This window comes from Streptomyces tsukubensis (assembly GCF_003932715.1).
GTDB lineage: Bacteria > Actinomycetota > Actinomycetes > Streptomycetales > Streptomycetaceae > Streptomyces > Streptomyces tsukubensis.
In genome coordinates, this window is sequence record NZ_CP020700.1 from 6,110,766 (window position 1) to 6,136,611 (window position 25,846).

Here is a 25,846-nt window from a genome sequence, read left to right on the forward strand (position 1 = left end):
CGGCCGGACACCCGCCGGACGGTCGCGGCGAGGGCCCTGGGAAGGGCGGGCGGTTCACGGCCGCCCACCGGTATCCGCTGCCGGACCCATTACCCCATCTCGTGGAGCATCTCGCGGGCCTGCTCCAGCAGTTCGGCGGTCTCCTCGCCCTCCCGCTCCGCCGCCTCCTCCAGCTCCGTCACCAGCGCCGTCATCCGGGCCTTCGCCGCGTCCACCCGGTTCCGGTTGTGCTCCGTCCACGCAGCCCGGGCCAGGGCGTTGAAGCGGTCGTGGCGCGCGGCGTCCCCGAACTCCGCGAAGAGCCCCGCCGCCCGGTCCAGCAGGACGATGTCCCGGTCCGGCACGGCCGGCCCCCCTCCGGCGGCAGCGGGTGCCGCAGAACGCTCCTCCCCGTCCTCCGGATCCTCGGCGTCCAGCAGCCGCGCCAGCTGGGAGCAGGTCTCCGCCCACTCGTACCGCAGCTCGGCGACCTCGGAGTCCTGGACCAGGGCGAGCGCCTCGCCCATGAACCTCCGGGCCCGCTCGTACTCCTCCGGAGGCGAGTCGTACCGCAGTCCGAGCCACGCCAGGGAACGGAGCACCCGCACTTCGGAGACCACACAGTCACCCGCCCGGCGCCACAGCTCCAGCGCCCGCAGATAGGCCGCCTCCGATTCGCCGGTCAGCTCCGCCTCGGCGAGACACTCGGCCGCGGAATGGGCCAGGCTCGCCTGCGGCCGGGGGTCCTCCCACGCGGTGGTGCCCTCGGCGGCCAGCAGATACTGCTCCGCCGCGCCCCGGGGATCGTCGAGCCCGTTGAGCAGGCCACCCAGCAGCTGCCGAGCCCGTACCACCTCCTCGTCACCCGCCCCGCCGTACGTCTCCACCAGATCGGGGAGGGCCGAGTGCAGCACCTCGGCGGCCTCGGCATGCCGGTCCGTATCGGCGTACGCCCGCGCGAGCAGCAGCCTCGCCCGAGCCCCGGGGCCTGCGGAGAGCCCCGCCCGGTCGAACCAGTGGGCGGCACCGAGGGCGTGCTCCGCGGCCTCCGCCGCGGAACCCTCCCGCTCCATCAGGACCTCGGACAGCGTCAGCCGTACGGAACCCAGCACATCGGGCTCGACGGCCTCGGCGGAGTGGGCGAGCGCGGCCCTGGCATCGGCCTCGGCCGCCACCTGATCCCCGCCCGCCGCGACCACCCGCGCCCGGAGCTCCAGCGGCCGGGCCGCCTCCCAGGGGCGGCCGGCGGCCAGGAAGTGCTCCGCCGACGACGCCAGCAGCGCCACGGCCCGATCCTGCTCCCCGGACGGCAGCAGCACTTGCGCGAGGAACAGCTCGGCTTGGGCCAGGACATCCGTCGTACCGCCCGGGTCCGCGACGGCCCGGTCCTTGCCCCGCTCCGCCACAAAGGCGTCGAGCTGCTCCCGGAGCACGGTGTCGACCGACTCGGCCCCTTCCCCGGATCCTTCTTCGGAGGTGTGCTGCTCCCGGTGGCGCAGCAGCGATTCCAGGCGCAGCGTGGCGAGCCCGGCCAGCGCGACCCGGCGCTCACGCATCGGGTCCGAAGCGTCGAGATCCCCGGCCGACCGCACGGCCGCCGCCAGCCTCTCCGTGATCTCCGAAGCCGGGGCACCGGCCCGGGCGGCGCTGCCCGCGGCCGCCAGATCCGCGTACGCGGCCCGGCTCGGCGATCCGGCCTCGCGATGGGCGCCGGCGGCCCGGGCGAAGCGCTCCGTGGCGTCCCCGGCTCCGTCCTCGTACGCGGTCCAGGCCTCGAACTCCAGCAGATCGGCGGCGAGCTCCGGATCCGCCGCGCTGTCCGCCGTGGTGTCCGCGGCGGCCCGGCGGGACACCTCCGCCCACTGGGCGCGGGCGGACGGATGCCCACGGCGGCGGGCCGTACGCGCCCGCTCGACGAGGTCGGCGAAGGAGGGCGCGGCACCGTCACCTCCCGCCGGGGCCGCGGCGGCGCGGTCCGGGGCCGCCGGGGTGGGCAGCGCCGGGCTGCGCACCCCGAGCGGCAGCGCGTCGGCCAGCGGCTGCCGGACCGTCCGCTCCGCGAACCGGTCCGACTTCAGCGAGTTGCCGTTGCGCGCGTCGAAGCGCGCGGCGATCGCGGCGGCGTCCGCGTACAGCAGGTCGTACAGCTCGGCCGCGGTCCGCACCTCGCCCTCGTAAGGGACGGTGGGCCGGTCGCCGTGGCCGGTGTCCTTCAGCCGGCGCAGCAGGACCAGGATGCCGGCGTTGAAGTCGAGCTGGGCGTCGACGTCGACGAGGGCGCCGAGATGTCCGGCGTGCTCGGCGAGGATTTCGAGACCGCGGGACTCGTTGCCGGTCAGGGCGCAGAACTCGATGTGCGCACCGATGGAGCGGAGCAGGCTCTCGTTGCCCCGCGCCATGCGGTAGCCGCGGAGATGGTTGGCCCGGGCCTCGTCGGCCCGGCCGAGACGGAGCAGCGGCAGCAGAGAGTGCGCGAGGACCCGGTGGGGCTCCTCCAGACAGTCCTCGTCACCCGCCAGGACCGGCCCCCAGAGCCGTATCGCCCCGGCGTCGTCCCCTCGGACGGCCCGATAGCGTCCCTGGTCGTTCAGCTCGCAGGCATGGCAGTCGCTCATGGCGTCGCGGTCGGCGGCCAGCCAGGCGGCGAAGGCGCGGTCCGTGCGCTCCTCGTCCCCGGTCGCCTCGGCGAGCAGCTGCTCGGCCTGGCGCACCGCCCGCTCGCTGTGGCCCGCGAGCCGGTAGCGCCGCTCCATATCGGTGAGCCAGCGCTCCACCGACGCCAGCGGGATGTCCGGCGAGTCGAGGATGCCACCGGTCACCCACTTGAACCGCCAGAACAGGCTGTGGACCTCCCACGAGGTGAAGGCCCCCGGATCCCGGTCGTACTCCTGGAGGAGCCGGGCGAACGGCACCAGGATCCTGGTGCGCTCGGCGCTGTGCTCGTAGGCGTCGATCAGCCCCATGAGGGACTGACGGAACAGGGCGCTGTCCCCGGACGCTTCGGCGGCGGCGCCGAGGGCCTCGGCACGGGCGGTGCGGGCGGGGCCGTACGGCGCGTCGGAGTTCTCGAAGAGACCCAGGCGGATCTCCTCGACGGTCATCGTGCTCATCAGCGGCCTTCCTGGGCGGAACCGCCCGTGGCGGGGTGGGTCGCCCATTCCAGGAGCCCGAGGAAGGCCCGGTTGAGCAGGGTGGAGTCGGCGGGCCGCAGGGGGCGCTGGGACATCAGCAGCGCCTGCCCGTAGAGCGACTCGACCGCGGTGGCGGTCAGCTCCGGATCGGGCAGTGCGGCGATCCGGCGGATCAGCGGGTTGTTGTGGTTCAGCACCAGACGGGCGCGCGGCGCCGATCCGCGCAGGGAACCGAGGATGTCGTTCCACAGGGAGTCGGCGTTCGCCTCGGCGGCGGCCCGGTCCCGCTCGTGGCGCGCCTGCCGGTCGTCCAGGTAGAGCGCGGGCACCGTCACGGGCTGGAAGGCGCGCAGCGCCACGTCGCAGCCCTCCGCGTCGAGCCGGGCCCGGGCGGTGGAGAGGAAGCCGGCCAGCGCCAGCTCGGCCTCGGTGGGCACCGGGTCGAGGCGCTCGGTGACGGCACCGGCGTCGAGTTCGGTGACCTTCACCGAGGGGCGGACGGTGGGCAGCAGGGCGAGCAGATCCGCGTCGTACGTGTATCCGGCGTTGACCACGCCCAGGCCGTGGGCGGCCGCGATGGGGGCGATCTGGCGGAACTCCTCCACCGTGCGGGTGAAGTGGATCTCCCCGTGCGCCGCGGCGAACTCCTCCAGGCCGACCCGGCCGTCGCTGGTCTCGAACGGCAGCCACGGCAGCATCAGCCCGAACAGCTCCGGATCGTGCCGCGCCAGGGACTTCACCCCGAGGTGGTGGACGCTCAGGAAGGCGGCGAGCCGCTGCGGATCGCCCGCGGCCAGCTCCGCCAGCCACCGGCGGACGGCGGAGCCGAGGGCGTCGCGGACGGCGTCCAGCGTCTCGTCGTCGTAGAGGCTCTCGCGGGACGCGGTGGGGCGCAGCGCGTCGGTGTCGACCACGGCCCGGACGAAGAAGGCCCACTCCGGCAGCAGATTGTCCGCCCGGTCGGTGAGCAGCATGCCCTTGAGATAGGCGCGGTGCCCGCCGCGGTGCGCGGGGCTGGCGGGATCGGGGAGCACATAGGCGACGCCGCGGACCCCGGCGACCGGCAGGTCGAAGTCGATCGTGTCGAGCGGGGTGAAGCCGAACAGCGCGGCGCAGTGCCCGGCGAGCGCCTCCCGGCGGGCCGACGGAGTGGGGTGATCGCGGTCCCAGACGGCGGGCCGGTCGGTCACCGGACGCTCCGCCCCGCTGCCGTCCGCGAAGACGATGTCGTACGGCAGGAGGGAGCCGAAGTCGCGCGCCAGCTCCTCCACCCGGGCCGGGGCCAGCCACTCCCCGGAACCGGGGCGCGGCTCCAGGAAGACGGTGGTGCCGGGGGCGGGGCGGGCCTCGTCGGGCAGCGTACGCACGGTGTACGAGCCGTCGTCCCGGGCCAGCCACTCCACGGGGGCCGCGCCGGGGGTGCGCGCGGAGCGGGTGACGACACGGATCTCGCGGGCCACGACGAAGCAGGCGAGCAGCCCGATGCCGAACTGGCCGAGGAATTCACGGCGGGCGGACTCCAGACCGTGCTCGCCGCCGCGCTTGGAGCTGCGTCCGATGGTGGCGAGCAGGGTGTGGACCTCGTCGGCGGTCAGACCGATCCCGCTGTCCTCGATGGAGACCCGGCCCGCCTCGGCGGAGAGCCGGATCCGGTCCGGGCACCCGGGGTCGTCGGCCCGGCGCGCGGTGACCGCGTCCACGGCGTTCTGCAGGAGCTCGCGGACATAGACCCGCGGGCTGGAGTACAGATGGTGGGAGAGCAGGTCGACCAGGCCCCGCAGGTCGACCTGGAAACTGCTGGACTCGGGCGGGGTCTCTGCCGCTTCGGTCGTGGACGTCGTGGATGTCATGCCGCATCACCTCGCGATTACGCGCTGACCGGCTCGGACGGTTCCGCGAGCCGGGTTGTGGGAACGGGCGATCGCGAGGTCCCCCCTCACAGATCACGAACGAATCTCAGAGTAGAGGGGGGCACTGACAAAGCTCTCCGGATTTCCTGCGCCCCGGAATATCACCGGCCCGGCCCTTGACGGACCGGCCCGGGCCCCGGGCCGACCGCCCGGCGAGTGCCCGGGGGCGGCCCCACCCCTTCGGCGGCACGCCGGGCGGATGCGCTTGACACAAAAATCGAACATCCATTCTTATGGGGTGTCCGGCCCCTGCCTCACCGGGCGGTTGTCCACAGGCGGGACGGGTGTCGGGGCCCATTGTCAGTGGCAGGGGTTAGCGTCATTGACGTGAAGCGATCGACACAAGCAAATCGGGTGGAACCCATGGCAGGAACCGACCGCGAGAAGGCGCTCGACGCCGCGCTCGCACAGATTGAACGCCAATTCGGCAAGGGCGCGGTGATGCGCCTCGGCGAGCGCCCGAACGAGCCCATCGAGGTCATTCCCACCGGGTCGACGGCGCTGGACGTCGCGCTCGGCGTCGGAGGGCTGCCGCGCGGCCGCGTGGTGGAGGTGTACGGACCCGAGTCCTCCGGTAAGACGACCCTCACGCTGCACGCGGTGGCCAACGCACAGAAGGCCGGCGGCTCCGTCGCCTTCGTGGACGCCGAGCACGCCCTCGACCCGGAGTACGCGAAGAAGCTGGGCGTCGACATCGACTCCCTCATCCTCTCCCAGCCGGACAACGGCGAGCAGGCCCTTGAGATCGTCGACATGCTGGTCCGCTCCGGCGCGCTCGACCTCATCGTCATCGACTCGGTGGCGGCCCTGGTGCCCAGGGCCGAAATCGAGGGCGAGATGGGCGACTCCCACGTGGGTCTCCAGGCCCGTCTGATGAGCCAGGCGCTCCGCAAGATCACCAGTGCCCTGAACCAGTCCAAGACCACCGCGATCTTCATCAACCAGCTGCGCGAGAAGATCGGCGTGATGTTCGGTTCGCCCGAGACCACGACCGGTGGCCGCGCGCTGAAGTTCTATGCGTCGGTGCGTCTGGACATCCGCCGGATCGAGACCCTGAAGGACGGCACGGACGCGGTGGGCAACCGCACCCGCGTCAAGGTCGTGAAGAACAAGGTCGCCCCGCCGTTCAAGCAGGCCGAGTTCGACATCCTCTACGGCCAGGGCATCAGCCGCGAGGGCGGTCTGATCGACATGGGCGTGGAGCACGGCTTCGTCCGCAAGGCCGGTGCCTGGTACACGTACGAGGGCGACCAGCTCGGCCAGGGCAAGGAGAACGCCCGTAACTTCCTGAAGGACAACCCCGATCTCGCCAATGAGATCGAAAAGAAGATCAAGGAGAAGCTGGGCGTGGGCGTCCGGCCCGAGGCTCCCGCCGCGGAGCCCGGCGCGGACGCGGCGGGCGGTTCCCCGGCCGCTGACGCGGCGAAGTCGGTGCCCGCCCCCGCCACCAAGGCCAAGCCGGCCAAGGCGGCGGCGGCCAAGAGCTAGCCGTGACCCGGCGCACCGAATGGCCGGGCGGCAGTGCCGACTCGTCGAGGGCCGAGAAGGCGCTGTCGCCCCAGGATCCGGCGGAGCGGGCGCGGGCGATCTGCCTGCGCCTGCTCACCGGGACCCCGCGCACCCGCAAGCAGCTCGCGGATGCGCTGCACCGCCGGGAGATCCCGCCGGAGGTGGCCGAGGATGTGCTCTCCCGGTTCGAGGACGTCGGGCTGATCGACGATGCCGCGTTCGCGGACGCCTGGGTGGATTCCCGGCATCACGGCCGGGGGCTCGCCCGCCGCGCTCTCGCCCGTGAGCTGCGGACCAAGGGAGTGGACGCGGCCCTGATCGACGAGGCGGTGGGCCGGCTCGACTCCGAGAGCGAGGAGGAGACCGCCCGCGCCCTGGTCGTGCGCAAGCTGCGGGCCACCCGGGGCCTCGACCGCGACCGGCGGATCCGCCGGCTCGCCGGAATGCTGGCCCGCAAGGGCTACGGGGAAGGCATGGCGCTGCGGGTGGTCCGGCGGGCGCTGGAGGAAGAGGGGGAGCCGGACCTTGACGAGGCCATGGACGCCCTGGACCTCGAAGGTCTTCCGTAGACCGGTTGGACCGGTCTATGGAAGTGCCTGGAAGGGCCCGGCCGTGAGTACGGCGGCGCGCTCCGCGGGGGAGACCGCGGCGCCGTGACACACGGCCCGGCGGACCGGACCCCTTCCCCTGTTCCACGGAAGACGCTCCGCAGAAGGCAGGGGAAGGGAGAGCTGTCAGTCCGTTCCGGGCATCCCGTTCGTTCCCCGCTCCCCGGTCGCCGTCCGGCGGACGGTCCGGCGCCGGTTCACCCGGTGACGGTCACTTCTCCACCGGGAGTCCGGCGGCCCGCCAGGCCTGGAAGCCGCCGATCAGATCCGTCGCCCGGTGCAGCCCGAGCTGCTGGAGCGAGACCGCGGCCAGGGAGGAGGCGTAGCCCTCGTTGCAGACGACCACGATCCGCAGATCGTGGTGGTCGGCCTCCGGGAGACGGTGGCTGCCCTGGGGGTCGAGCCGCCACTCCAGCTCGTTCCGCTCGACGACGACGGCCCCGGGGATGAGACCGTCGCGGTCACGCAGCGCCGCATAGCGGATGTCCACCAGCAGGGCGCCGTTCAGTGCCTCGTCGTACGCCTGCCGGGGAGTCACCCGGTCGAGGTCCTCCCGGACCTGTTCGAGTAAAGCGTCGATACCGATGGGCGCGGCGGCCCGGTCACCGGCTGCGCTGCCGACGGCGGATACACGATGGTTGTTCACTGCCAGTCCTCCGGACGTTCGACCTGTTCCAGGCGGAGTACCGCACCGGTGCGGCTGAACCTGCGGATCAGCGGCAGCGGCGGGTAGTACGCATGGACAGAGACGGCATGCGCGGCGGACGCGTTCAGTACCTCGTGCACATGGTGCCGGCCGAAGGCCCGGCCCCGGCCGGCCCCCAGCTTCCGCCCGCGGTCGACGTCCTCGCGCAGTTCGAGGGTCTTCCAGCCGTCGGCCGGGAGCCGTACCGCCAGCGAGTGTTCCGTCAGTTCGCCGACCGCGGTGGCGAAGGCGCCGACCGACTCCGCATGGTCGTGCCAGCCGGTGCCCGTACCGGGCGGCCAGCCGATCAGCCAGGCCTCGCTGCCGCCCGGTCCGTCGAGCCGGACCCAGGTACGGCCCTCGGGGTCGAGGGGAAGCGAGGCGATCAGTTCGGGGTCGGCCGCCGCTCCGCGGACGAAGTCCAGCAGTTCGGCGGAGGTGGGGGCATGAGCGCGGGAGACCGTGGTGGCCGACCCGGCGGCCGAAGGGGATGCGGGCACGGGCTGGGACATGAGGAACCGTCCTGGATGTTCGCGAAAGTACGCGCGCAGGGGCGCACAAGGCCCGCGGGGCGCGCGAAGGGAAAGGAAGGACGCGAGGTCAGCAGGACGGTCGACACACGCAGCCCGCGTAGCGGAGGAGGTCCATATGGACCCTCCGCCACAGGCGTACATCGGTGCCGGTCACGAAACGGAGTACACCACGGTGCCCCCGCGGGGTCAATTGACGTCCGCGGTGCGGTCGCTGGGGGCGTCCGAGGGGCTGCCGCCGCGGACCGCGTCCGCCGCCTCGTACAGCTCCTCGGGCCGTACCCCGGAGAAGGCGGCGACGAACTGTCCGTCGGGCCGGACGAGCAGCACGGTATGCGCGGAGGCCCCGGGATAGGCCTCCGTGACCAGCAGCTCGGCCGGAACCGGGAGGGCCGAAACCGCGGAAGCCAGCCGGGGCATCACGCCCGCGCTCTGCCAGTGCCGCCGGTCCCACACCCCGGTGCCCGGGGCGACCAGTACCACCAGGAGCTGCCCCTGCCCGAGCCGGTCCCGGAGCCGGGCCGAGGTGCCGTCGGGCGCGGTGATCCGTACGTCCTCGACCGGGGCACCCGGTTCCGTACCGATCGGGACATGGGCCGGAGAGGGATCCGGGGCCAGCGGTGAATGCGTGTGGACCGGGGGTGCCCCCAGGGGGCCCCGGCCGAGATGGGCATCGGTGAGCAGACCGTCGAGCCGGGCCGCACCGGGCAGTCTCGCCCGCAGGGCGCTGCCGCTGCGCAACGACGGCAGTACCTGGTCGGCGGCGCGCAGCCGGGCGGCGACGGCGCTCCGCCGCTCCGCCTGATAACTGTCCAGCAGGGCCTCGGAACCGCCGTGCCGGTGGACGTGCGCCAGCTTCCAGGCCAGGTTCTCGGCGTCCCGGAGCCCCTCGTCCAGCCCCTGTGTCCCGAGTGCCCCCAGCAGATGGGCCGCGTCGCCCGCCAGGAACGCCCGGTCCACCCGCCAGCGCCGGGCCAGCCGGTGGTGAACCGTGTAGACGCCGGTGTCCAGGAGGTCGTACGGCGGTGTGGTGCCGCCGCACCAGGCCCCGAGGGTGTCCCGTACCCGTGCCACCAGGGTGTCGGGGGTGACCAGGTCGCCGCCGGGGGGCAGCAGCCAGTCCAGCCGCCAGACGTCGTCGGGCAGGGGGCGGGCGGCGATCTCGTCACCGGCACCCCGCCACGACGGCTGACGGTGCAGCAGCGCCTCGTCCGGCCAGGGGAGTTCGGTGCGCAGAGTGGCGACGGCGTGCCGCTCCACGGCCGTACGCCCGGGGAAGCGGATACCGAGCAGTTTGCGGACCGTCGACCGGGCTCCGTCGCAGCCCACAACGTGACTGCCCCGCCACCAGGTGGCGTCCGGGCCGCGGGTGTGGACGGTGACCGTGTCGCCGTCCTGCTCCAGCGCGTCCACCCGGCTCTCGGCGACCAGCTGGACCAGCGGCTGGGCGGCGACGGCATCCCGCAGTCCACGCGTGAGGGCGTGCTGGGGAATGTGCAGGGGCGAGGGCGGGGCGTCCCCGCCCAGCGGCAGCCGGCGTACCTCCTGCTTGCGGCGCATCGCACGCCAGTGCGTCCAGCGGGCCCCTTCGTCACGGACCGTGGCACAGCCGAGGCGCTCCATGGCTGCCGCGGTGTCGGGGCGCAGCACGACGGTCCGGGCGGGGCGCGGCTCCTCGCCGCCCGTGCCTTCGTCGAGGACGACGGAGGGCACGCCCTGCTGCGCCAGCGCGAGCGCGAGCGCGAGTCCGACCGGTCCGGCCCCGACGACGATCACCGGGTCCACGGGGTGACTCCTCGGGCTCTGAGGGGCGTGAGGGCGGTTGGTGACGTAGGGGAAGGTGAGGTGGAGCCCCGGTGCGCGATCACAGAACGTATGCAACCCACTGGGGGTGCCTGCGTCAAGTGACGGGGGAGCGCCACGGCGGGCACTGATCCATCGGTGGTGCGCGGGTGCCGCCGGGAGGGGAGAAAGCCGGGGATCGGGTGGTGAGGGAATGCGGGGTGGTACGGGTGGGGCGGGGACCGTCCGGGGGCCCGGCCGCCTTTCACGGCAGGCGGCGGGGAGGGCGGGGCGAGGTGTCGGGGATACGGGGGTACGGGGATACGGGGGTACGCAGAGAGGCGGCGGTGCCGTGATGGCACCGCCGCCTCTCCGCCGGGTGTGTCGGATCGGTCCTACAGGACTCCGCCGCCGGCCCCGGCCTCCACACTGTCCTGGGCGACGACCGCCCCGGTGCTCTTCTTGCCCCGGCGGACCCGCTTCTCCAGCCAGCTCGCGAAGCTGGTGAGCGCGAAGTTCAGCAGGATGAAGATGAGGGAGATGACCGTGAGGGCCGCGATCGTGTTGGCGCCGTAGTTCGCCGTGATCGCCCGGTTCTGGTACAGCAGCTCGGTGAAGCCGAGGAGTGCGCCGCCGAGTGCGGTGTCCTTCACGATGACGACCAGCTGGCTGACCAGCGCGGGCAGCATCGCGGTGACCGCCTGCGGCAGCAGGACGTACACCATCATCTGGCCCTTGCGCATGCCGATCGCCTGGGCGGCGTCGGTCTGGCCCCGGGGCAGGGACAGGATGCCCGCCCGGACGATCTCCGCGATGACGGAGGCGTTGTAGAGGACCAGGCCCGTGACGACCGCGTACAGCGGACGGATCTCCGACTCCAGATCGGAGAACTCCACGAACGCCTGGAAGGCGAAGACCATCAGCAGCAGCACCGGGATGGCGCGGAAGAACTCGACCACGGCGCCGACCGGGATCCGGACCCAGGCATGGTCGGAGAGCCGGCCGATGCCCAGGGCCGCGCCGAGCGGAAGGGCGATGACCAGGGCGAGGGCCGCTGCCTTGACCGTCTCCCACAGGCCCGGGAGCAGGAAGGTCGTCCAGACCTTCGAGTCCTTGACGAACGGACTCCACTTGTCCGCCGCGAGCTGGTCCTTGTCCGCCATGGTGGACAGGACCCACCACAGGACGAGGCCGAGCGCCACCAGGAACCCGACGGTGTAGGCGATGTTCCGGGCCTTCGCCTTGGGGCCCGGCTCGTCGTACAGAACGGAACTCATCGCTTCACCGCCACTCGCTTGGCCACCCAGCCCAGCAGCAGACCGGTCGGCAGGGTCAGAACGATGAACCCGAAGGCGAAGACGGCGAACACGGCGAAGAGCGCGTCGGACTCGTTCTCGACCATCGTCTTCATCAGGGCCGAGGCCTCCGCCACGCCGATCGCCGAGGCCACCGTGGTGTTCTTGGTGAGGGCGATCAGCACGTTGGTGAGGGGGGTGACGGCCGCGCGGAACGCCTGGGGGAGGACGACCAGGGTCAGTACCTGGAAGAAGCTCAGCCCCAGGGCCCTGGCGGCCTCCGCCTGGCCGACGGGGACCGTGTTGATGCCGGAGCGCAACGCCTCGCAGACGAAGGTGCCCGTGTAGGCGGTCAGTCCGAGGACGGCCATCCGGAAGCCGATGTCCTCGAAGTTCTCACCACCGAGCGTGATGCCCATGGTGGAGGCGAGGCCCAGCGAACAGGCGACGACGACCACGGTCAGCGGGGTGTTGCGGACGACGTTGACATAGCCGGTGCCGAAGGCCCGCATCATGGGGACCGGGCCGACCCGCATACCGGCCAGCAGCGTTCCCCAGATCAGGGAACCTATTGCCGAGTAGACGGTGAGTTTGACCGTCACCCAGAACGCGTCGAGCAGGTCGTACTGCCCTGAATCGAGGAAATCGAACACGTTGACCCGCGATCTCTCCTGGTGGTTAGGTGGCGCGCGCCGCCGGCCGGTCCGGCCGGCGGCGCGTCACCGATGGCCTCAGCTCGCGTCGATCGCCGGCGCGGGCTCGCTCTTGTAGCCGGACGGACCGAAGTTGGCCTCGACGAACTTGTCCCAGGACTTGTCGGACTTCATCTTCTCCAGGGCCTTGTTGATCTTGGCCTTGAGGTCGCTGTCGCCCTTCTTGACGCCGATGCCGTACTTCTCGTCGCTCAGCTGCAGACCGGCCAGCTTGAACTTGCCCTCGTGCTCCTTCTGCGAGGCATAGCCCGCCAGGATCGCGTCGTCCGTGGTCAGCGCGTCGACCGACTTGTTCTCCAGGCCGGTCAGGCACTCGGAGTAGCCGCCCAGGGGCTGCAGATCGGCCTTGGGGGCGATCTTCTCCTTCATGTTCTGGGCGGAGGTCGACCCGGTGACGGAACAGAGCTTCTTGCTGTTGAGGTCCTCGGCCTTGGTGATGCCGGTCTCGTCCTTGCGGATCAGCAGGTCCTGGTGGGCCAGGAAGTACGGGCCGGCGAAGTCGACCTTCTCCTTGCGCTGGTCCGTGATGGAGTAGCTGGCGGCGATGAACTTGACGTCACCGTTGGCCAGCATCGTCTCGCGCTGGGCGCTCGGGGTCTGCTTCCACTCGATGTCCTTGGCCTCGTAGCCCAGTTCCTTGGCCACGTAGGTCGCGACGTCGACGTCGAAGCCGGTGTACTTGCCGTCCTGGGTCTTCAGGCCGATACCGGGCTGGTCGAACTTGATCCCGATGGTGATCTTCTTGCCGCCGCTGCCCGAGTCTCCGTCGCCGCACGCGGTCGCGGCCAGCGAGAGGGTCAGAACGGTGGCAATGGCCGCGGATACCTTGCGGAGCTTCATGTGAACATCCCTTGCGTCGTGGGTCGCCGTTGCGTGAATGCGGTCCATCGGCTGCCGGACCGGACGGGCCGGAGCCCGGTCCATGAGGGTGCGGTACGGACCGGCCGGGCCTCGGGCCCGGCCGGAAGTGCCGTTCGTGCGGCAGCCGGTGTGTTCAGGGGGGTGACGTGACCACCGGGGTCAGTGGTGCAGGATCTTCGACAGGAAGTCCTTGGCGCGGTCGCTGCGCGGGTTGCTGAAGAACTCGTCGGGCGTGGCTTCTTCGACGATCCGGCCGTCGGCCATGAACACGACCCGGTTGGCCGCGGAGCGGGCGAAGCCCATCTCGTGGGTGACGACCACCATGGTCATACCGTCCCGGGCGAGCTGCTGCATCACTTCCAGCACCTCGTTGATCATCTCGGGGTCGAGGGCCGAGGTCGGCTCGTCGAACAGGATGACCTTGGGGTCCATCGCCAGCGCCCGGGCGATCGCGACCCGCTGCTGCTGGCCGCCGGACAGCTGGGCCGGGTACTTGTCGCACTGCGAGCCCACGCCCACACGGTCGAGCAGTTCCCTGGCCCGCCGCTCGGCCTCGTCCTTGTCCTTCTTGCGGACCTTGACCTGGCCCAGTACGACGTTCTCCAGGACCGTCTTGTGGGCGAACAGGTTGAACGACTGGAACACCATGCCGACGTCGGAGCGGAGCCGGGCGAGCTCCTTGCCCTCCGACGGCAGCGGCTTGCCGTCGATCGTGATCGACCCGGAGTCGATGCTCTCCAGCCGGTTGATCGTGCGGCACAGCGTCGACTTGCCGGAACCGGACGGCCCGATGACGACGACGACCTCGCCCCGGGCGATGCTCAGGTCGATGTCCTGGAGCACGTGCAGTGCACCGAAGTGCTTGTTCACATCACTCAGTACGACCAGCCCCTCGGCGGCGGGAACAGCATCCCCGTCGACCTTGGACATAGACACTCCGCTCATCGGCCCACAGCTCCCGTCCTCCTCGGTTGGGAGGACAGTAGTGACGCGGTGCGACCAGCGTCATTACATCTGAGCGGAAATTGAGGATAACGATCCGGCCTCGTCCGTATACGATGCGTGAGGAAGGCGGCCGGCGGCGTACCGGGTGGATAACGGAAACCGACGGTCTCCCGAATGTCTCTTGACTCTCCGTACCGGATCGGCCTTGATGCCGAGGTACACCATGTCGCGCGCCGGGTAAGGACCATCACCGGGGAGCGCGAACACATCGAAGGACCGACGGCCGCGGAGTCAGTACCGCGGCGGGGTGCCACGGACCGGAGGGGGGCCGTTGAGACTGCTGCTCGTCGAGGACGACAACCACGTCGCCGCAGCCCTGTCGGCCGTCCTCGCCCGGCACGGCTTCGACGTGGTGCACGCCCGCAACGGCGAGGAGGCCCTGCGGGCGGTCCTCCCCGCGACCCACCCCGGCAAGCCGCCCTTCGGAGTGGTGCTGCTCGACCTCGGCCTGCCCGACCAGGACGGCTACCAGGTCTGCGGAAAGCTGCGGAAGCTCACCTCCACTCCGGTGATCATGGTGACTGCGCGCGCCGACGTACGCTCACGGATCCACGGCCTGAACCTCGGCGCCGACGACTATGTCGTCAAGCCGTACGACACCGGTGAACTGCTGGCCCGTATCCATGCCGTGGCCCGGCGCACCTCCGCCGGCGACGAGTTGCCCGCCCCGGGCCCCGGAGGAACGACGGACGACGCGCTGCGGCTCGGCGGAGTCACCGTCGAACTGCCCACCCGGCGCGTCCGGGTGGACGGCGAGACCGTCCAGCTCACCCGCAAGGAGTTCGATCTGCTGGCCCTCCTCGCGCAGCGGCCGGGCGTCGTCTTCCGCCGGGAGCAGATCATCAGCGAGGTGTGGCACACCAGCTGGGAGGGGACCGGCCGGACCCTGGAAGTGCATGTGGCATCGCTGCGCTCCAAACTGAGGATGCCCGCGCTGATCGAGACCGTCCGCGGGGTCGGCTACCGCCTTGTGACTCCGGGCGACTGACGGGACCGTGCGCACTCGTCTGCTGCCGCTGCTCATCGTCCTCATGGCGGGTGTGCTGCTGGCACTCGGCTTCCCCCTGGCCGTCAGTGTCGCCTCGGCACGGCAGCAGGAAGTAGTGGTCGACCGGATCGACGACACCGTGCGGTTCGCGGCTCTGGCGCAGTTCGTCTCGGACGGTGAGGGAGTCGAGGACGAGCGGCTCTCCACGCTCCAGGACCAGTTGAACCGCTACTACTCGACCTACGGCATCCATGTCGGTGTCTTCCTGCGGAACGGCAGATCGCATCTGGCGCGGGCTCCCCAGGACTGGGGAGTCCCGCCGGAGGGCGAGGGCCAGCAGGCGTTCCGCGAGGCCCTGTCGGGGCGCCGATCGCAGGACCCGCCGCAGGTGTGGCCCTGGGACCGTGACGGCCGGCTGGTCGTCGCCTCGCCCGTGGTGCGGGACGGGGACGTCGTCGCCGTCGTCCTCACCGATTCGCCCACCGACCATCTGCGCTCCCGGACCCTCCGTGGCTGGCTGCTGATCGCGGCGGGCGAGGCGGCGGCCATGCTGCTCGCCGTCGGCGCCGCCTTCCGGCTGACGGGTTGGGTCCTGCGTCCCGTACGGGTGCTCGACGCCGCCACCCACGACATCGCCACCGGCCGGCTGAAGTCCCGGGTGGCGGCCGCGGGCGGACCGCCCGAACTGCGCCGGCTGGCCCGCTCCTTCAACGAGATGGCCGACAACGTCGAGGGCGTACTCGAACAACAGCGGGCGTTCGTCGCCGACGCCTCCCACCAATTGCGCAATCCGCTGGCAGCCCTGCTGCTGCGGATCGAACTGCTGGCCCTGGAACTCCCCGAGGGCAACGAGGAGATCGCCTCCGTCCGCACCGAGGGCCGCCGTCTCGCCCAGGTCCTCGACGATCTGCTCGACCTCGCGCTCGCCGAGCACACCTCCGCCGACCTCGAACTGACGGACATCGGCGCACTCGCCGCCGAGCGGGTGGCCTCCTGGCGCCCCGTCGCCGAGGACAAGGGCGTCCGCCTCACGGGCAACGGCGGCGCCGTCACGGCCTGGGTGGACCCGATCGCCCTGTCGAGCGCGCTGGACGCGGTGATCGACAATGCGGTGAAGTTCACCCCGCGGGGCGAGACGGTCACCGTGACCGTGGCCTCCCAGGGCGACACCACCACCGTGGTGATCACCGACGGCGGTCCCGGACTCACCGAGGACGAACTGGTCCGGATCGGTGACCGCTTCTGGCGCAGCAACCGCCACCAGAACATCAAGGGCTCCGGCCTCGGACTCTCCATATCCCGTGCCCTTCTCTCCGCGGGCGGCGGCAGGATCTCCTACGGCCACCACGAGCCGCGGGGCCTCAAGGTCACCCTGACCGTCCCCCGTACCCCGCCCGCCTCTACGGCTTGACCGAGCGGTAGTAGCGCCGTGATCCCTCGTGCAGCGGCAGGGGATCGGTGTAGATGGCGGTACGGAGATCGACGAGCTGGGCGGGGTGGACGGTGTTGCCTATGCGATCGCGACTTTTGATCACCGTGCGGGTGAAGCCCTCGACCAGCGCCGGGTCGATCCGGTCGGTGGTCACCAACAGATTCGCCACGGCCATCGAGTCGACCGGCAGCCCGCTCTGGGTGAGGGGATACAGATCGGGCGGCATGACCGCGAAGCGGTAGTACGTCGTCGGATTGCCGGTGCTGTGGACCTTCGATATCAGCTCCCGTCCGAGCGGGACCAGACGTATGCGGAAGCGCTCCGAGAGCGACTCCACCGCGGTGGTGGGGAGCCCGCCGGACCAGAAGAAGGCGTCTATCGTGCCGTTCGCCAGCAGCTGGGGGACGGTGTCGATGCCGTTGGGCGCGGCAGTGACGTCCTTCACGGGATCGAGCCCTGCGGCGGCCAGCAGCCGCTCCGCGATCAGCCGCACCCCCGACCCCGGCTGTCCGACGCCCACCTTCAGCCCCCGCAGGTCGGCGACCTTCCGCACCTGGGATCCGGCGGGCACCACCAGTTGCACATAGTCGTCGTAGAGCCGGGCACAGCCCCGCAGCCGGTCGGCCCCCGGCTTGCCGTCCTGCTGGTACTTGGCGACGGCGTCGGCGGTGGCGATGGTGAAGTCCGCCTCCCCGGATGCCACCCGGGCCAGATTCTCCTGGGAGCCTTCGCTCGTCCGCAGCGCTATGTCCACCTCGGGCAGGTCCTTGGCGAGAGCGACCTGGAGCAGTGCGCCGTACCGCTGGTAGACGCCGCTCTGCACACCGGTGCTGAAGGTCATCGTGCCGCGGGGGCCCGGCTCGCCGAGCGGCAGCAGCCACCACAGCATCAGTCCGAGCGCCGCGAGCACGGCGGCGGACACGGTCAGCGCGCGCCGGCGCCCCGTGCGGAGCAGGTTGGTGAACATGCTTGCGATCCTGTCAGTTACTCACCGTGATGACCAGACCGATGGCGAGGACTCGCCAGAGATGGAATCCCGACCTCCGGCGGGGTCCGCCCCGGGGCCGTTCCCCGCCGGAGGCCCACCGGGTGCCCACCCGCTGCCTGCCGGTGTCCGGCCCCTGCCCGGCCCCGGTGAGCCCTCCGCCCGCCCTCCGCCCGGGTTCCGGCCGGGGGCACGCCGGACAACGCCTACTCTTGTTGCATGAGCAGCAGGGACCGGAGCGGCGCAGTGGATGCCACACGTACATATGAGGTTCGTACCTACGGGTGCCAGATGAACGTCCACGACTCGGAGCGCCTCTCGGGCCTGCTGGAGGGCGCAGGATACGTCCGCGCCCCCGAGGGCTCCGACGGCGACGCGGACGTCGTCGTCTTCAACACCTGCGCGGTCCGCGAGAACGCCGACAACAAGCTCTACGGCAACCTCGGGCGGCTCGCCCCCCGGAAGACGCAGCGCCCCGGTATGCAGATCGCCGTCGGCGGCTGTCTCGCGCAGAAGGACCGCGACACGATCGTCAAGCGCGCCCCCTGGGTCGATGTCGTCTTCGGTACGCACAACATCGGGAAGCTGCCCGTCCTCCTGGAGCGCGCCCGGGTGCAGGAAGAGGCGCAGGTAGAGATCGCGGAGTCGCTGGAGGCCTTCCCCTCGACCCTGCCGACCCGCCGCGAGTCCGCGTACGCCGCCTGGGTCTCCATCTCCGTGGGCTGCAACAACACCTGCACCTTCTGCATCGTCCCCGCGCTGCGCGGCAAGGAGAAGGACCGCAGGCCGGGCGACATCCTCGCGGAGATCGAGGCGCTGGTCGCCGAGGGCGTCTCCGAGATCACCCTGCTCGGCCAGAACGTCAACGCCTACGGCTCCGACATCGGCGACCGCGAGGCCTTCAGCAAGCTGCTCCGCGCCTGCGGGGGCATCGAGGGCCTGGAGCGCGTCCGCTTCACCTCCCCGCACCCCCGCGACTTCACCGACGACGTCATCGCCGCCATGGCCGAGACGCCGAACGTGATGCCCCAGCTCCATATGCCGCTCCAGTCCGGTTCGGACGCGGTCCTGCGGGCCATGCGCCGCTCCTACCGGCAGGAGCGTTTCCTCGGGATCATCGAGAAAGTGCGTGCCGCCATCCCGCACGCCGCCATCTCGACCGACATCATCGTCGGCTTCCCCGGCGAGACCGAGGAGGACTTCGAGCAGACGCTGCACACGGTCCGCGAAGCCCGTTTCGCCAACGCCTTCACCTTCCAGTACTCCAAGCGCCCCGGCACCCCCGCGGCCACCATGGACGGGCAGATCCCCAAGGAGGTCGTGCAGGCGCGCTACGAGCGGCTGGTCGCGCTCCAGGAGGAGATCTCCTGGGACGAGAACAAGAAGCAGGTCGGCCGGACCCTCGAAGTGATGGTCGCCGAGGGCGAGGGCCGCAAGGACGGCGCCACCCGCCGCCTCTCCGGCCGGGCACCCGACAACCGCCTCGTCCACTTCACCCAGCCCGACGAGGACGTGCGGCCGGGCGATGTGGTCACCGTCGAGATCACCTACGCGGCCCCGCACCACCTGCTCGCGGAGGGACCCGTGTCCTCCGTGCGGCGCACCCGTGCCGGGGACGCCTGGCAGAAGCGGAACGAAGCGCCGGCGCCGACAGCCGCCGGGGTCATGCTGGGCCTGCCCTCGGTCGGCGTCCCCGCGCCCCTGCCTGCGGCCTCGGCGCCCGCCTGCGGCGCGGTCTGAGGCACGGGAACCCGCGAGAACACGGGGGTACGGGAAGTACGCGAGCACGGGGGTACGGGACACCCGGCCCGGATCAGGTACGGCGGCGCCGCATCCGGCGGCAGCCGCCCGGCCCCGGGCCCCGCTTCCGTACCGCGGCACCGGTGGCGACCGGCCCCGGGAACCCGCAGACGCACGCACTAGGCTGCCGATCATGCTTGTCGCCGCCGCAGTGTGCCCGTGTCCGCCCCTCCTCGTCCCCGAGGTGGCCGCCGGTGCCGCCGCCGAACTCGACCCCGTACGGACAGCGTGTCTCGACGCCGTCGCAGCCCTGTCAGCGGCCGACCCCGAGCTGCTCGTCGTGGTGGGAACCGCCGGGCCGGACGCGCTCGGCCGTTATCCGTCCGGGGCCACCGGCAACTTCCGGGGCTTCGGCGTCGACCTCGGAGTGCGCCTCGGACCCGGAGAGCCCGGCGGGCGGCCCCTGCCGTACTCCCTCGCCGTCGGCGCCTGGCTGCTTGCCCGGGCCGACGGGCCGCACTGCCCCGTCGAAGGGCTCGCGGTCGACGAACGGCTCGGGGCCGAGGAGTGCGCCGTCACGGGCCGGGAGACGGCCGCCCGGGCCCCCCGGGTCGCCCTGCTGGTCATGGGCGACGGCAGCGCCTGCCGGACGCTCAAGGCGCCCGGGTATCTCGACGAGCGCGCCGCCGCATTCGACGCAGCCGCCGCGCAGGCCCTCGGCAAGGCCGATATCGCCGCCCTCACGGCGCTCGACGCGACCCTCGCCCACGAGCTGAAGGCCGTGGGCCGCGCGCCCTGGCAGATCCTGGCCGGAGCGGCCGACGGCACCCGGCCGACGGGCACCCTTCTGGCGGAGGACGCCCCGTACGGAGTCGGCTACACCGTCGCCACCTGGACCTGAACGGAGCAGCGGCCACCGGCATCGGCGGACCGGGCCCCGAACAACGGCCGAGGGCCGCGGAGCGGCATGCTCCGCGGCCCTCGGCCGTGACCGGGAACGGGGCCGGGCCTCAGGCGGCCGGCGGGGGAGAGGCGGGCGGCGGAGGAGTGCCGCCGTCGTCCTTGTGCGCGATCCGGTCCAGGGCCTCCTTGGCCTTGCCGGTCCCCGTTTCGATCTTGTCGCTGTACTTGCCCTTGGTCCGTGAGTCGACCGCCTTGGCGGCCTTCTCCAGACCGTGCTCAATCTTGCCCCCGTGCTGCTGCGCGAGGTCGGAGACCTTCTCCTTGGCCGGGGCGAGCTTGGCCTTCAGCGTGTCCATGAGACCCATGGGCCACCTTCCCTCGTGAGCGACTGGTGACATCCAGTGTGACAAATCCGCGCCGGTTTCGCGTTCGGGACGGATCATGCGGGGCGACCGGCTACTGCCGGGCGCCTTCCCCGGCCTCGCTGCCCTCGATGTCGCCCGCCGACTGCTGGCGGGGGATCTCCACGCCTGCCCGGGCCGGCGTCTCCGCCGTGCCGTCCGGGGCCTTCTCCGCGTCCGCCGCTGCCGCCGTGCTTTCGTCCGCGGCCGGGGCACCGCCGTCCGCCCCCTGCGCCTCGCCGGATTCCCCATCGGCCCCGGCCGACTGCGCCGTATCCCCGGCGGGTGTCCCCGCCGACTCCGTCTCCGCCTCCTGCTTCGCCTTCTTCTTCCGGCCCAACCATGAGAAAACGCTCATCAGCACTCCATCAGCTCCTTGTGCGGGCCGCGATCCGCGGCGCCCGGAGCGCCCTGTCGCGCAGTCCGGGCCCATGGGTCCGCAAACCGGTGCCCGCGACTCCGCAACAGGAACGAAGTCCCGGCCGCCCCGTCACCTCGCTCGTTCGGGGACACGGCGCCGGGTTTGGGAGACTGGGACGGTGAGTAGTGCAGCCCCCGCCCCGCGGGTCATCGCCGTCGTCGGTCCCACTGCGGCCGGAAAGTCCGATCTGGGTGTCTTCCTTGCCCGAGAGCTCGACGGCGAGGTCGTCAACGCCGACTCCATGCAGCTCTACCGGGGGATGGACATCGGCACCGCCAAACTGACGGTCGAGGAGCGCGGGGGAATCCCGCACCACCTCCTGGACATCTGGGACGTCACCGAGGCCGCGAACGTCGCCGAGTACCAGCGGCTCGCCCGGGCCGAGATCGACCGGCTGCTGGCTGAGGGCCGGACACCGGTCCTGGTCGGCGGCTCCGGACTGTACGTCCGCGGCGCTGTCGACACCCTGGACTTCCCCGGCACCGACCCCGCGGTCCGGGCCCGGCTGGAGCGCGAACTGGACGAGTCCGGCCCCGGGGCACTGCACGCCAGGCTCGCCGCCGCCGACCCCGAAGCGGCCCGCGCGATCCTCCCCGGCAACGGCCGCCGCATCGTCCGCGCCCTCGAAGTGATCGAGATCACGGGAAAGCCCTTCACAGCCAATCTCCCCCGCCACGAGTCCGTCTACGACACCGTCCAGATCGGTGTCGACGTGGCCCGCCCGGAGCTCGACGAACGCATCACCCGACGCGTCGACGTGATGTGGGACGCGGGCTTCGTCGACGAGGTGCGCGCCCTGGAGAAGCAGGGCCTGCGGGACGGGCTCACCGCTTCGCGCGCCCTCGGCTACCAGCAGATCCTTGCCGCGCTGGCGGGGGAGTGCACCGAGGAGGAGGCGCGCGAGGCGACCGTACGCACCACCAAACGCTTCGCACGCCGTCAGGATTCGTGGTTCAGGAAGGATCCCCGGGTGCATTGGCTCAGTGGGGCTGCGGAGGACCGCGCGGAACTTCCGCATCGGGCGCTGGCGTTGATCGAACGAGCGGTTACAGCCTGATCACGTGATGGCATCGGGACGCCATGCCCGTCATCCGGGCCGTCCCGGCCGTGCCATCATCGAGCAACGATCGACGTGGAGTCCGAGTTGGGAGGGCGCGTGGCGATGGAGGCCGGCCCTCACGACACCGAGCAGCAACCCCGCGACGCCGTCGACGGCGCGCCCGGGCTCAGCTCCGACGGCCCCGACGACGGAGAGCTCATCGCCGCGGAGGTCGAGGTCGAGCTGCGCCCCGCGCGCCGGCTGAGGATCTGGCAGCTCGCGCCCATCGTCGTCCTCGCCGCCGTCGGCTCACTGATGTTCGCCTTTCCGCTCGCCTTCGGTACGGGCGAGACGGGTGCCGTCGTCGCCATGCTGGGGCTCCTGATCAGCTGCTGCGCCGCCGGCTGGGGCGTGATGGCCGCCCGCCGGGTGGGCCACACCTGGCCCGGGCTGCCGTCCCGGGGCTCCGGCGAGCGCCCGGACTGGCGGGTCCTCGCGCTCTACGTCGGCGCTGCGGCCCTGATGGTCGCCCTGGCCGTCTGGCGCGTCGCCCGCCTGCGCTGAGCAGCCGCCCACGCCCGCGGCGGCCCCCCGTCGAGCCCGGTCCGATCCACCACGACGGCGCAGCTCGTACGATGGACGGCGTGAGCACCGCACAGCCCCAGCGGCACCCGCAGCAGACCGGTCACCGGACGGCGCCCGTCGCCTTCCTCAAGGGCCACGGCACCGAGAACGACTTCGTCATCGTCCCGGACCCGGACAACGACCTCGACCTGTCCCCACGGGACGTCGCCCGGCTGTGCGACCGCAGGGCCGGGATCGGCGCCGACGGAGTACTCCACGTCGTCCGCTCCGCCGCCCACCCGGAGGCCCGCCGCCACGCCGACCGGGCCGAGTGGTTCATGGACTACCGCAACGCCGACGGCTCGGTCGCCGAGATGTGCGGCAACGGCGTCCGGGTCTTCGCCCGCTACCTCCAGCACGCGGGCCACACCGGACCCGGCGAACTGGCCGTGGCCACCCGCGGCGGGGTCAAGAAGGTCCATATCGCCAAGGGCACCGCGGACGACCCCGACGGCGGCGACATCACCGTCCACATGGGCCGGGCGCTCCTGCCGGAGAAGAGCGTCACCGTCACCGTGGACGGCCGGAGCTGGCCCGCGCGCAATGTCGACATGGGCAATCCGCACGCCGTCGCCTTCGTCGACGACCTCGACCACGCCGGACAGCTGTACGCCGCGCCCGCCTACGCCCCCGCCGCGGTCTATCCGCACGGCGTGAACGTCGAGTTCGTCGTCGACCGGGGCGACCGGCACGTCGCCATGCGGGTGCACGAACGAGGCTCCGGCGAGACCCGCTCCTGCGGCACGGGCGCCTGCGCGGTGGCCGTGGCGGCCGCGCGCCGCGACGGCGCCGATCCGTCGGTGACCGGACTCCCCGTCACGTACACCGTCGATCTGCCGGGCGGACGGCTGGTGATCACGGAGCGGTCCGACGGGGAGATCGAGATGACGGGACCCGCTGTGATCGTCGCAGAGGGTCACATCGGAGCTGCCCTGCTCGTACGCTCCGAAACCACCGACGGATAGAGCTTCGCTCGAACGGGTGATCCGGTTCACGCTCGGCGAGAGCCGGACTGCTCCACGTGGTGGGCTCGGTAGCATCAAGCACCGGCCCCGGGGGCACGACCGCTCCGCCGACCGCCGGGCCCAGCGTTCCGAAGTCCCCGCGCGGAGGTGCCCCATGAGTGCAGAGGCCGCCAATCCCGGTGCCCACAGCCGCCGACGCGGCCGGCCCCGGCTCGACCTCCGCCGACTGGGGCGTGCCGCACTCCTCGGCCCGGCCGCCCGGCACCGCCTGCCGGACGCCATCGGACATGTGGCCGATGTGCACCGCGCCCACCACCCGGACGCGGATCTCGCCCCGCTGCACCGGGCGTACGTCCTCGCCGAATCGTCCCACCGCGGCCAGTTCCGCAAGAGCGGCGAGCCGTACATCACCCATCCGCTGGCCGTCACCCTGATCCTTGCCGAACTCGGCGCCGAGACCACGACCCTGACGGCCTCTCTCCTCCATGACACCGTCGAGGACACCGAGGTGACGCTCGACCAGGTGGAGCGCGGGTTCGGCGCCGAAGTCGCTTACCTCGTCGACGGGGTCACCAAGCTGGAGAAGGTCGACTACGGGGCCGCCGCGGAGCCCGAGACCTTCCGGAAGATGCTCGTCGCCACCGGCAACGACGTCCGGGTGATGTCCATCAAACTCGCCGACCGGCTGCACAACATGCGCACTCTCGGGGTGATGCGCCACGAGAAGCAGGTCCGGATCGCCAAGGTCACCCGGGACGTACTCATTCCGCTAGCCGAACGGCTCGGTGTGCAGGCCCTCAAGACCGAACTGGAAGACCTGGCCTTCGCCATTCTCCACCCCGCCGAGTACGAGCGGACCCGCGCGCTCATCGCGGACAACACCGCCGCCGGGGCCGTGCTCGACGAAGTCGCGGAACGTTTCCGCGCTGTACTGCGGGACTCCGGCATCACCGCCGAGGTCCACCTCCGGCCGCGCCACTTCCTCTCCGTCCACCGGGTCGCCGCCAAACGGGGCGAACTCCGCGGCACCGACTTCGGACGGCTGCTGATCCTGGTCGCCGAGGACGCCGACTGCTACGGAGTCCTCGGTGAGCTGCACACCTGCTTCAACCCGGTGGTCTCCGAGTTCAAGGACTTCATCGCCGCCCCCAAGTTCAACCTCTACCAGTCCCTCCACACCGCGGTGGCCGGCCCGGACGGCGCGGTCGCCGAAGTCCTCATCCGCACCCACCAGATGCACCGGGTTGCCGAAGCCGGAGTGATCGCCCTCGGCAATCCGTACTCCCCGGCCGAAGGCGCCGCCGAATCCGCCCCCGCGGCCGACGGCGAGCGCGCCGACCCCACCCGGCCCGGCTGGCTCTCCCGCCTCCTCGCCTGGCAGGAGGCCACCCCCGACTCCGACGCCTTCTGGAGCTCCCTCCGCGCCGACCTCGCCCAGGACCGGGAGATCGCGGTCTTCCGGGCCGACGGCGGGATGCTCGGCCTGCCCGCCGGAGCGACCTGCGTGGACGCCGCCTACGCGCAGTACGGCGAACGCGCCCACGCCTGCATCGGCGCCCGCGTCAACGGCCGTCTGGCCGCCCTGGGGACGGTCCTCAAAGACGGTGACACGGTCCATCTGCTGCGCGCCGACGACGATGCCCGCGACGACGCCGTTGACGACGGTGCCCGTGAACGGTCCAGGGAAACGGCCTCCGGTCCCTCGCCGGACTGGCTGGACCATGCCAGGACCCCCGCCGCCCGGATCGCCATCACGACCTGGCTGGAGGCCCACCCGGGAGGCACCGACCTGCCCGCCGCGGCGCCCCGCGGGCCCGTGCCCGTCGCCGTCGACCCGCCGACGGGCACGAACGCCCTGGTCGACCTGGTGGGTGAGGACACCGACACCGATGCGGTCGTACGGCTCGCCGGATGTTGTACGCCCGTTCCCCCCGACGCCGTCACCGGCTTCCCCGTACGCGGAGGCGTGGTGACCGTACACCGCCAGGAATGTCCCGCCGTCGGCCGGATGCGTTCGCTCGACCGGAAACCCGTCCCGGTGCGCTGGGGCGATGCCACGGGCTGCCGGGTCACCCTTGTTGCCGAGTCGTTCGGCCGCGCCCGGCTGCTCGCCGATCTCACGGACGCCATCGCCACCCAGGGCGCCGCCATCGTCTCCGCGACCGTGGAGCCCCCCAGCGAACAGCGCGTCCGGCACACGTACACCCTGCAACTGCCGGACGCAGCCCAGTTGCCGTCTCTGATGCGGGCGATGCGGGGCGTACCAGGGGTGTACGACGTCAGCCGCACTCAGCATCCGGCGGCCACCGGCTGACCCGTTCGGGCGATATGGAGCGCGCC

23 protein-coding genes are annotated in these 25,846 nt (G+C 71.8%); 10 read left to right on the forward strand and 13 right to left on the reverse strand.

The genetic code is table 11. The features are described 5' to 3' along the window. Positions 1-89 precede the first annotated feature (89 nt). On the reverse strand, positions 90-3,089 hold the full coding sequence (locus B7R87_RS25405; protein WP_130585269.1) for a tetratricopeptide repeat protein: 3,000 nt from the start codon (positions 3,087-3,089) through the stop codon (positions 90-92). After that, a complete protein-coding gene (locus tag B7R87_RS25410) occupies positions 3,089-4,960 on the reverse strand; it encodes an HSP90 family protein (protein ID WP_006346183.1) in 1,872 nt (623 codons plus the stop codon). Before B7R87_RS25410 ends, B7R87_RS25405 begins: the two co-directional genes overlap by 1 nt. 423 nt (positions 4,961-5,383) lie before the next feature. Between B7R87_RS25410 and recA the strand changes: the two genes are divergently transcribed. Both recA and recX read left to right on the forward strand, forming a co-directional pair. After that, complete coding sequence (gene recA, locus B7R87_RS25415) at positions 5,384-6,508, forward strand: recombinase RecA (protein WP_006346182.1); 1,125 nt, start codon at positions 5,384-5,386, stop codon at positions 6,506-6,508. Between the two features lie 2 nt (positions 6,509-6,510). Beyond that, entirely contained in the window at positions 6,511-7,098 is a 588-nt protein-coding gene (gene recX / locus B7R87_RS25420) for a recombination regulator RecX (protein ID WP_006346181.1), read from the forward strand. A 250-nt stretch (positions 7,099-7,348) separates the two neighbouring features. Here the strand turns inward: recX and B7R87_RS25425 are convergent, their stop codons facing one another. From B7R87_RS25425 to B7R87_RS25455, 8 genes are all read right to left on the reverse strand, one after another. Next, a complete protein-coding gene (locus B7R87_RS25425) occupies positions 7,349-7,783 on the reverse strand; it encodes a rhodanese-like domain-containing protein (RefSeq protein WP_006346180.1) in 435 nt (144 codons plus the stop codon). Next, positions 7,780-8,334 carry a cupin domain-containing protein gene (locus B7R87_RS25430; protein ID WP_006346179.1) on the reverse strand — a complete coding sequence of 185 codons (555 nt, stop codon included), beginning with the start codon at positions 8,332-8,334 and terminating at the stop codon, positions 7,780-7,782. Before B7R87_RS25430 ends, B7R87_RS25425 begins: the two co-directional genes overlap by 4 nt. An 88-nt stretch (positions 8,335-8,422) precedes the next feature. Continuing rightward, complete coding sequence (locus B7R87_RS34440) at positions 8,423-8,509, reverse strand: putative leader peptide (protein ID WP_338116662.1); 87 nt, start codon at positions 8,507-8,509, stop codon at positions 8,423-8,425. 32 nt (positions 8,510-8,541) lie between these two features. Further along, positions 8,542-10,137: an FAD-dependent monooxygenase gene (locus B7R87_RS25435; protein ID WP_006346178.1), complete on the reverse strand. Its 1,596-nt coding sequence runs from the start codon at positions 10,135-10,137 to the stop codon at positions 8,542-8,544. Positions 10,138-10,529: 392 nt separating this feature from the next. Then, positions 10,530-11,411, reverse strand: coding sequence for an amino acid ABC transporter permease (locus B7R87_RS25440; protein ID WP_006346177.1), 882 nt, complete (start codon positions 11,409-11,411; stop codon positions 10,530-10,532). Continuing rightward, positions 11,408-12,082 (reverse strand): amino acid ABC transporter permease, encoded by a 675-nt coding sequence (locus B7R87_RS25445; RefSeq protein WP_006346176.1) that lies wholly within the window; start codon positions 12,080-12,082, stop codon positions 11,408-11,410. Before B7R87_RS25445 ends, B7R87_RS25440 begins: the two co-directional genes overlap by 4 nt. Positions 12,083-12,160: 78 nt before the next feature. Continuing rightward, positions 12,161-12,982, reverse strand: coding sequence for a glutamate ABC transporter substrate-binding protein (locus B7R87_RS25450; protein WP_006346175.1), 822 nt, complete (start codon positions 12,980-12,982; stop codon positions 12,161-12,163). A gap of 180 nt (positions 12,983-13,162) precedes the next feature. Beyond that, positions 13,163-13,933: an amino acid ABC transporter ATP-binding protein gene (locus B7R87_RS25455; RefSeq protein ID WP_006346174.1), complete on the reverse strand. Its 771-nt coding sequence runs from the start codon at positions 13,931-13,933 to the stop codon at positions 13,163-13,165. Positions 13,934-14,279: 346 nt separating this feature from the next. Between B7R87_RS25455 and B7R87_RS25460 the strand changes: the two genes are divergently transcribed. Next, the gene (locus B7R87_RS25460) at positions 14,280-14,996 is read left to right on the forward strand and encodes a response regulator transcription factor (protein WP_006346173.1); all 717 of its coding nucleotides are present in this window, start codon (positions 14,280-14,282) and stop codon (positions 14,994-14,996) included. 7 nt (positions 14,997-15,003) lie between these two features. Continuing rightward, on the forward strand, positions 15,004-16,407 hold the full coding sequence (locus B7R87_RS25465; protein ID WP_006346172.1) for a sensor histidine kinase: 1,404 nt from the start codon (positions 15,004-15,006) through the stop codon (positions 16,405-16,407). Here the strand turns inward: B7R87_RS25465 and B7R87_RS25470 are convergent. Further along, on the reverse strand, positions 16,397-17,395 hold the full coding sequence (locus tag B7R87_RS25470) for a TAXI family TRAP transporter solute-binding subunit (RefSeq protein ID WP_006346171.1): 999 nt from the start codon (positions 17,393-17,395) through the stop codon (positions 16,397-16,399). The genes B7R87_RS25465 and B7R87_RS25470 overlap by 11 nt on opposite strands. 237 nt (positions 17,396-17,632) lie before the next feature. Here B7R87_RS25470 and miaB point away from each other — a divergent pair, with 237 nt between their 5' ends. Further along, positions 17,633-19,153 carry a tRNA (N6-isopentenyl adenosine(37)-C2)-methylthiotransferase MiaB gene (miaB, locus tag B7R87_RS25475; RefSeq protein ID WP_040913899.1) on the forward strand — a complete coding sequence of 507 codons (1,521 nt, stop codon included), beginning with the start codon at positions 17,633-17,635 and terminating at the stop codon, positions 19,151-19,153. Between the two features lie 193 nt (positions 19,154-19,346). After that, positions 19,347-20,054, forward strand: coding sequence for a class III extradiol dioxygenase subunit B-like domain-containing protein (locus B7R87_RS25480; RefSeq protein WP_006346169.1), 708 nt, complete (start codon positions 19,347-19,349; stop codon positions 20,052-20,054). A gap of 109 nt (positions 20,055-20,163) precedes the next feature. Here B7R87_RS25480 and B7R87_RS25485 read toward each other — a convergent pair whose 3' ends face one another. Both B7R87_RS25485 and B7R87_RS25490 read right to left on the reverse strand, forming a co-directional pair. After that, the gene (locus B7R87_RS25485; protein ID WP_006346168.1) at positions 20,164-20,421 is read right to left on the reverse strand and encodes an antitoxin; all 258 of its coding nucleotides are present in this window, start codon (positions 20,419-20,421) and stop codon (positions 20,164-20,166) included. A gap of 91 nt (positions 20,422-20,512) precedes the next feature. Further along, positions 20,513-20,815: a hypothetical protein gene (locus B7R87_RS25490; protein WP_100249074.1), complete on the reverse strand. Its 303-nt coding sequence runs from the start codon at positions 20,813-20,815 to the stop codon at positions 20,513-20,515. A 181-nt stretch (positions 20,816-20,996) separates the two neighbouring features. Here B7R87_RS25490 and miaA point away from each other — a divergent pair, with 181 nt between their 5' ends. The 4 genes from miaA to B7R87_RS25510 all read left to right on the forward strand — a co-directional run bounded on the left by miaA (position 20,997) and on the right by B7R87_RS25510 (position 25,820). Further along, positions 20,997-21,935 (forward strand): tRNA (adenosine(37)-N6)-dimethylallyltransferase MiaA, encoded by a 939-nt coding sequence (miaA, locus tag B7R87_RS25495; RefSeq protein WP_006346166.1) that lies wholly within the window; start codon positions 20,997-20,999, stop codon positions 21,933-21,935. 105 nt (positions 21,936-22,040) lie between these two features. Continuing rightward, the gene (locus B7R87_RS25500; RefSeq protein WP_006346165.1) at positions 22,041-22,481 is read left to right on the forward strand and encodes a hypothetical protein; all 441 of its coding nucleotides are present in this window, start codon (positions 22,041-22,043) and stop codon (positions 22,479-22,481) included. A 71-nt stretch (positions 22,482-22,552) separates the two neighbouring features. Continuing rightward, complete coding sequence (gene dapF / locus B7R87_RS25505) at positions 22,553-23,506, forward strand: diaminopimelate epimerase (protein WP_006346164.1); 954 nt, start codon at positions 22,553-22,555, stop codon at positions 23,504-23,506. 154 nt (positions 23,507-23,660) lie between these two features. Continuing rightward, complete coding sequence (locus tag B7R87_RS25510) at positions 23,661-25,820, forward strand: RelA/SpoT family protein (RefSeq protein ID WP_006346163.1); 2,160 nt, start codon at positions 23,661-23,663, stop codon at positions 25,818-25,820. The last annotated feature ends 26 nt before the right edge of the window (positions 25,821-25,846 follow it).

Excerpts from the sequence above, each read along its gene's own strand:
- B7R87_RS25405 (WP_130585269.1), bottom strand. The coding sequence starts at position 3,089 with ATGAGCACGATGACCGTCGAGGAGATCCGCCTGGGTCTCTTCGAGAAC.
- B7R87_RS25410 (WP_006346183.1), bottom strand. The coding sequence starts at position 4,960 with ATGACATCCACGACGTCCACGACCGAAGCGGCAGAGACCCCGCCCGAG.
- recA (WP_006346182.1), top strand. The coding sequence starts at position 5,384 with ATGGCAGGAACCGACCGCGAGAAGGCGCTCGACGCCGCGCTCGCACAG.
- B7R87_RS25430 (WP_006346179.1), bottom strand. The coding sequence starts at position 8,334 with ATGTCCCAGCCCGTGCCCGCATCCCCTTCGGCCGCCGGGTCGGCCACC.
- B7R87_RS25440 (WP_006346177.1), bottom strand. The coding sequence starts at position 11,411 with ATGAGTTCCGTTCTGTACGACGAGCCGGGCCCCAAGGCGAAGGCCCGG.
- B7R87_RS25450 (WP_006346175.1), bottom strand. The coding sequence starts at position 12,982 with ATGAAGCTCCGCAAGGTATCCGCGGCCATTGCCACCGTTCTGACCCTC.
- B7R87_RS25455 (WP_006346174.1), bottom strand. The coding sequence starts at position 13,933 with ATGTCCAAGGTCGACGGGGATGCTGTTCCCGCCGCCGAGGGGCTGGTC.
- B7R87_RS25470 (WP_006346171.1), bottom strand. The coding sequence starts at position 17,395 with ATGTTCACCAACCTGCTCCGCACGGGGCGCCGGCGCGCGCTGACCGTG.
- miaB (WP_040913899.1), top strand. The coding sequence starts at position 17,633 with ATGAGCAGCAGGGACCGGAGCGGCGCAGTGGATGCCACACGTACATAT.
- B7R87_RS25480 (WP_006346169.1), top strand. The coding sequence starts at position 19,347 with ATGCTTGTCGCCGCCGCAGTGTGCCCGTGTCCGCCCCTCCTCGTCCCC.
- B7R87_RS25485 (WP_006346168.1), bottom strand. The coding sequence starts at position 20,421 with ATGGGTCTCATGGACACGCTGAAGGCCAAGCTCGCCCCGGCCAAGGAG.
- B7R87_RS25490 (WP_100249074.1), bottom strand. The coding sequence starts at position 20,815 with ATGAGCGTTTTCTCATGGTTGGGCCGGAAGAAGAAGGCGAAGCAGGAG.
- B7R87_RS25500 (WP_006346165.1), top strand. The coding sequence starts at position 22,041 with ATGGAGGCCGGCCCTCACGACACCGAGCAGCAACCCCGCGACGCCGTC.
- dapF (WP_006346164.1), top strand. The coding sequence starts at position 22,553 with ATGGACGGCGTGAGCACCGCACAGCCCCAGCGGCACCCGCAGCAGACC.
- B7R87_RS25510 (WP_006346163.1), top strand. The coding sequence starts at position 23,661 with ATGAGTGCAGAGGCCGCCAATCCCGGTGCCCACAGCCGCCGACGCGGC.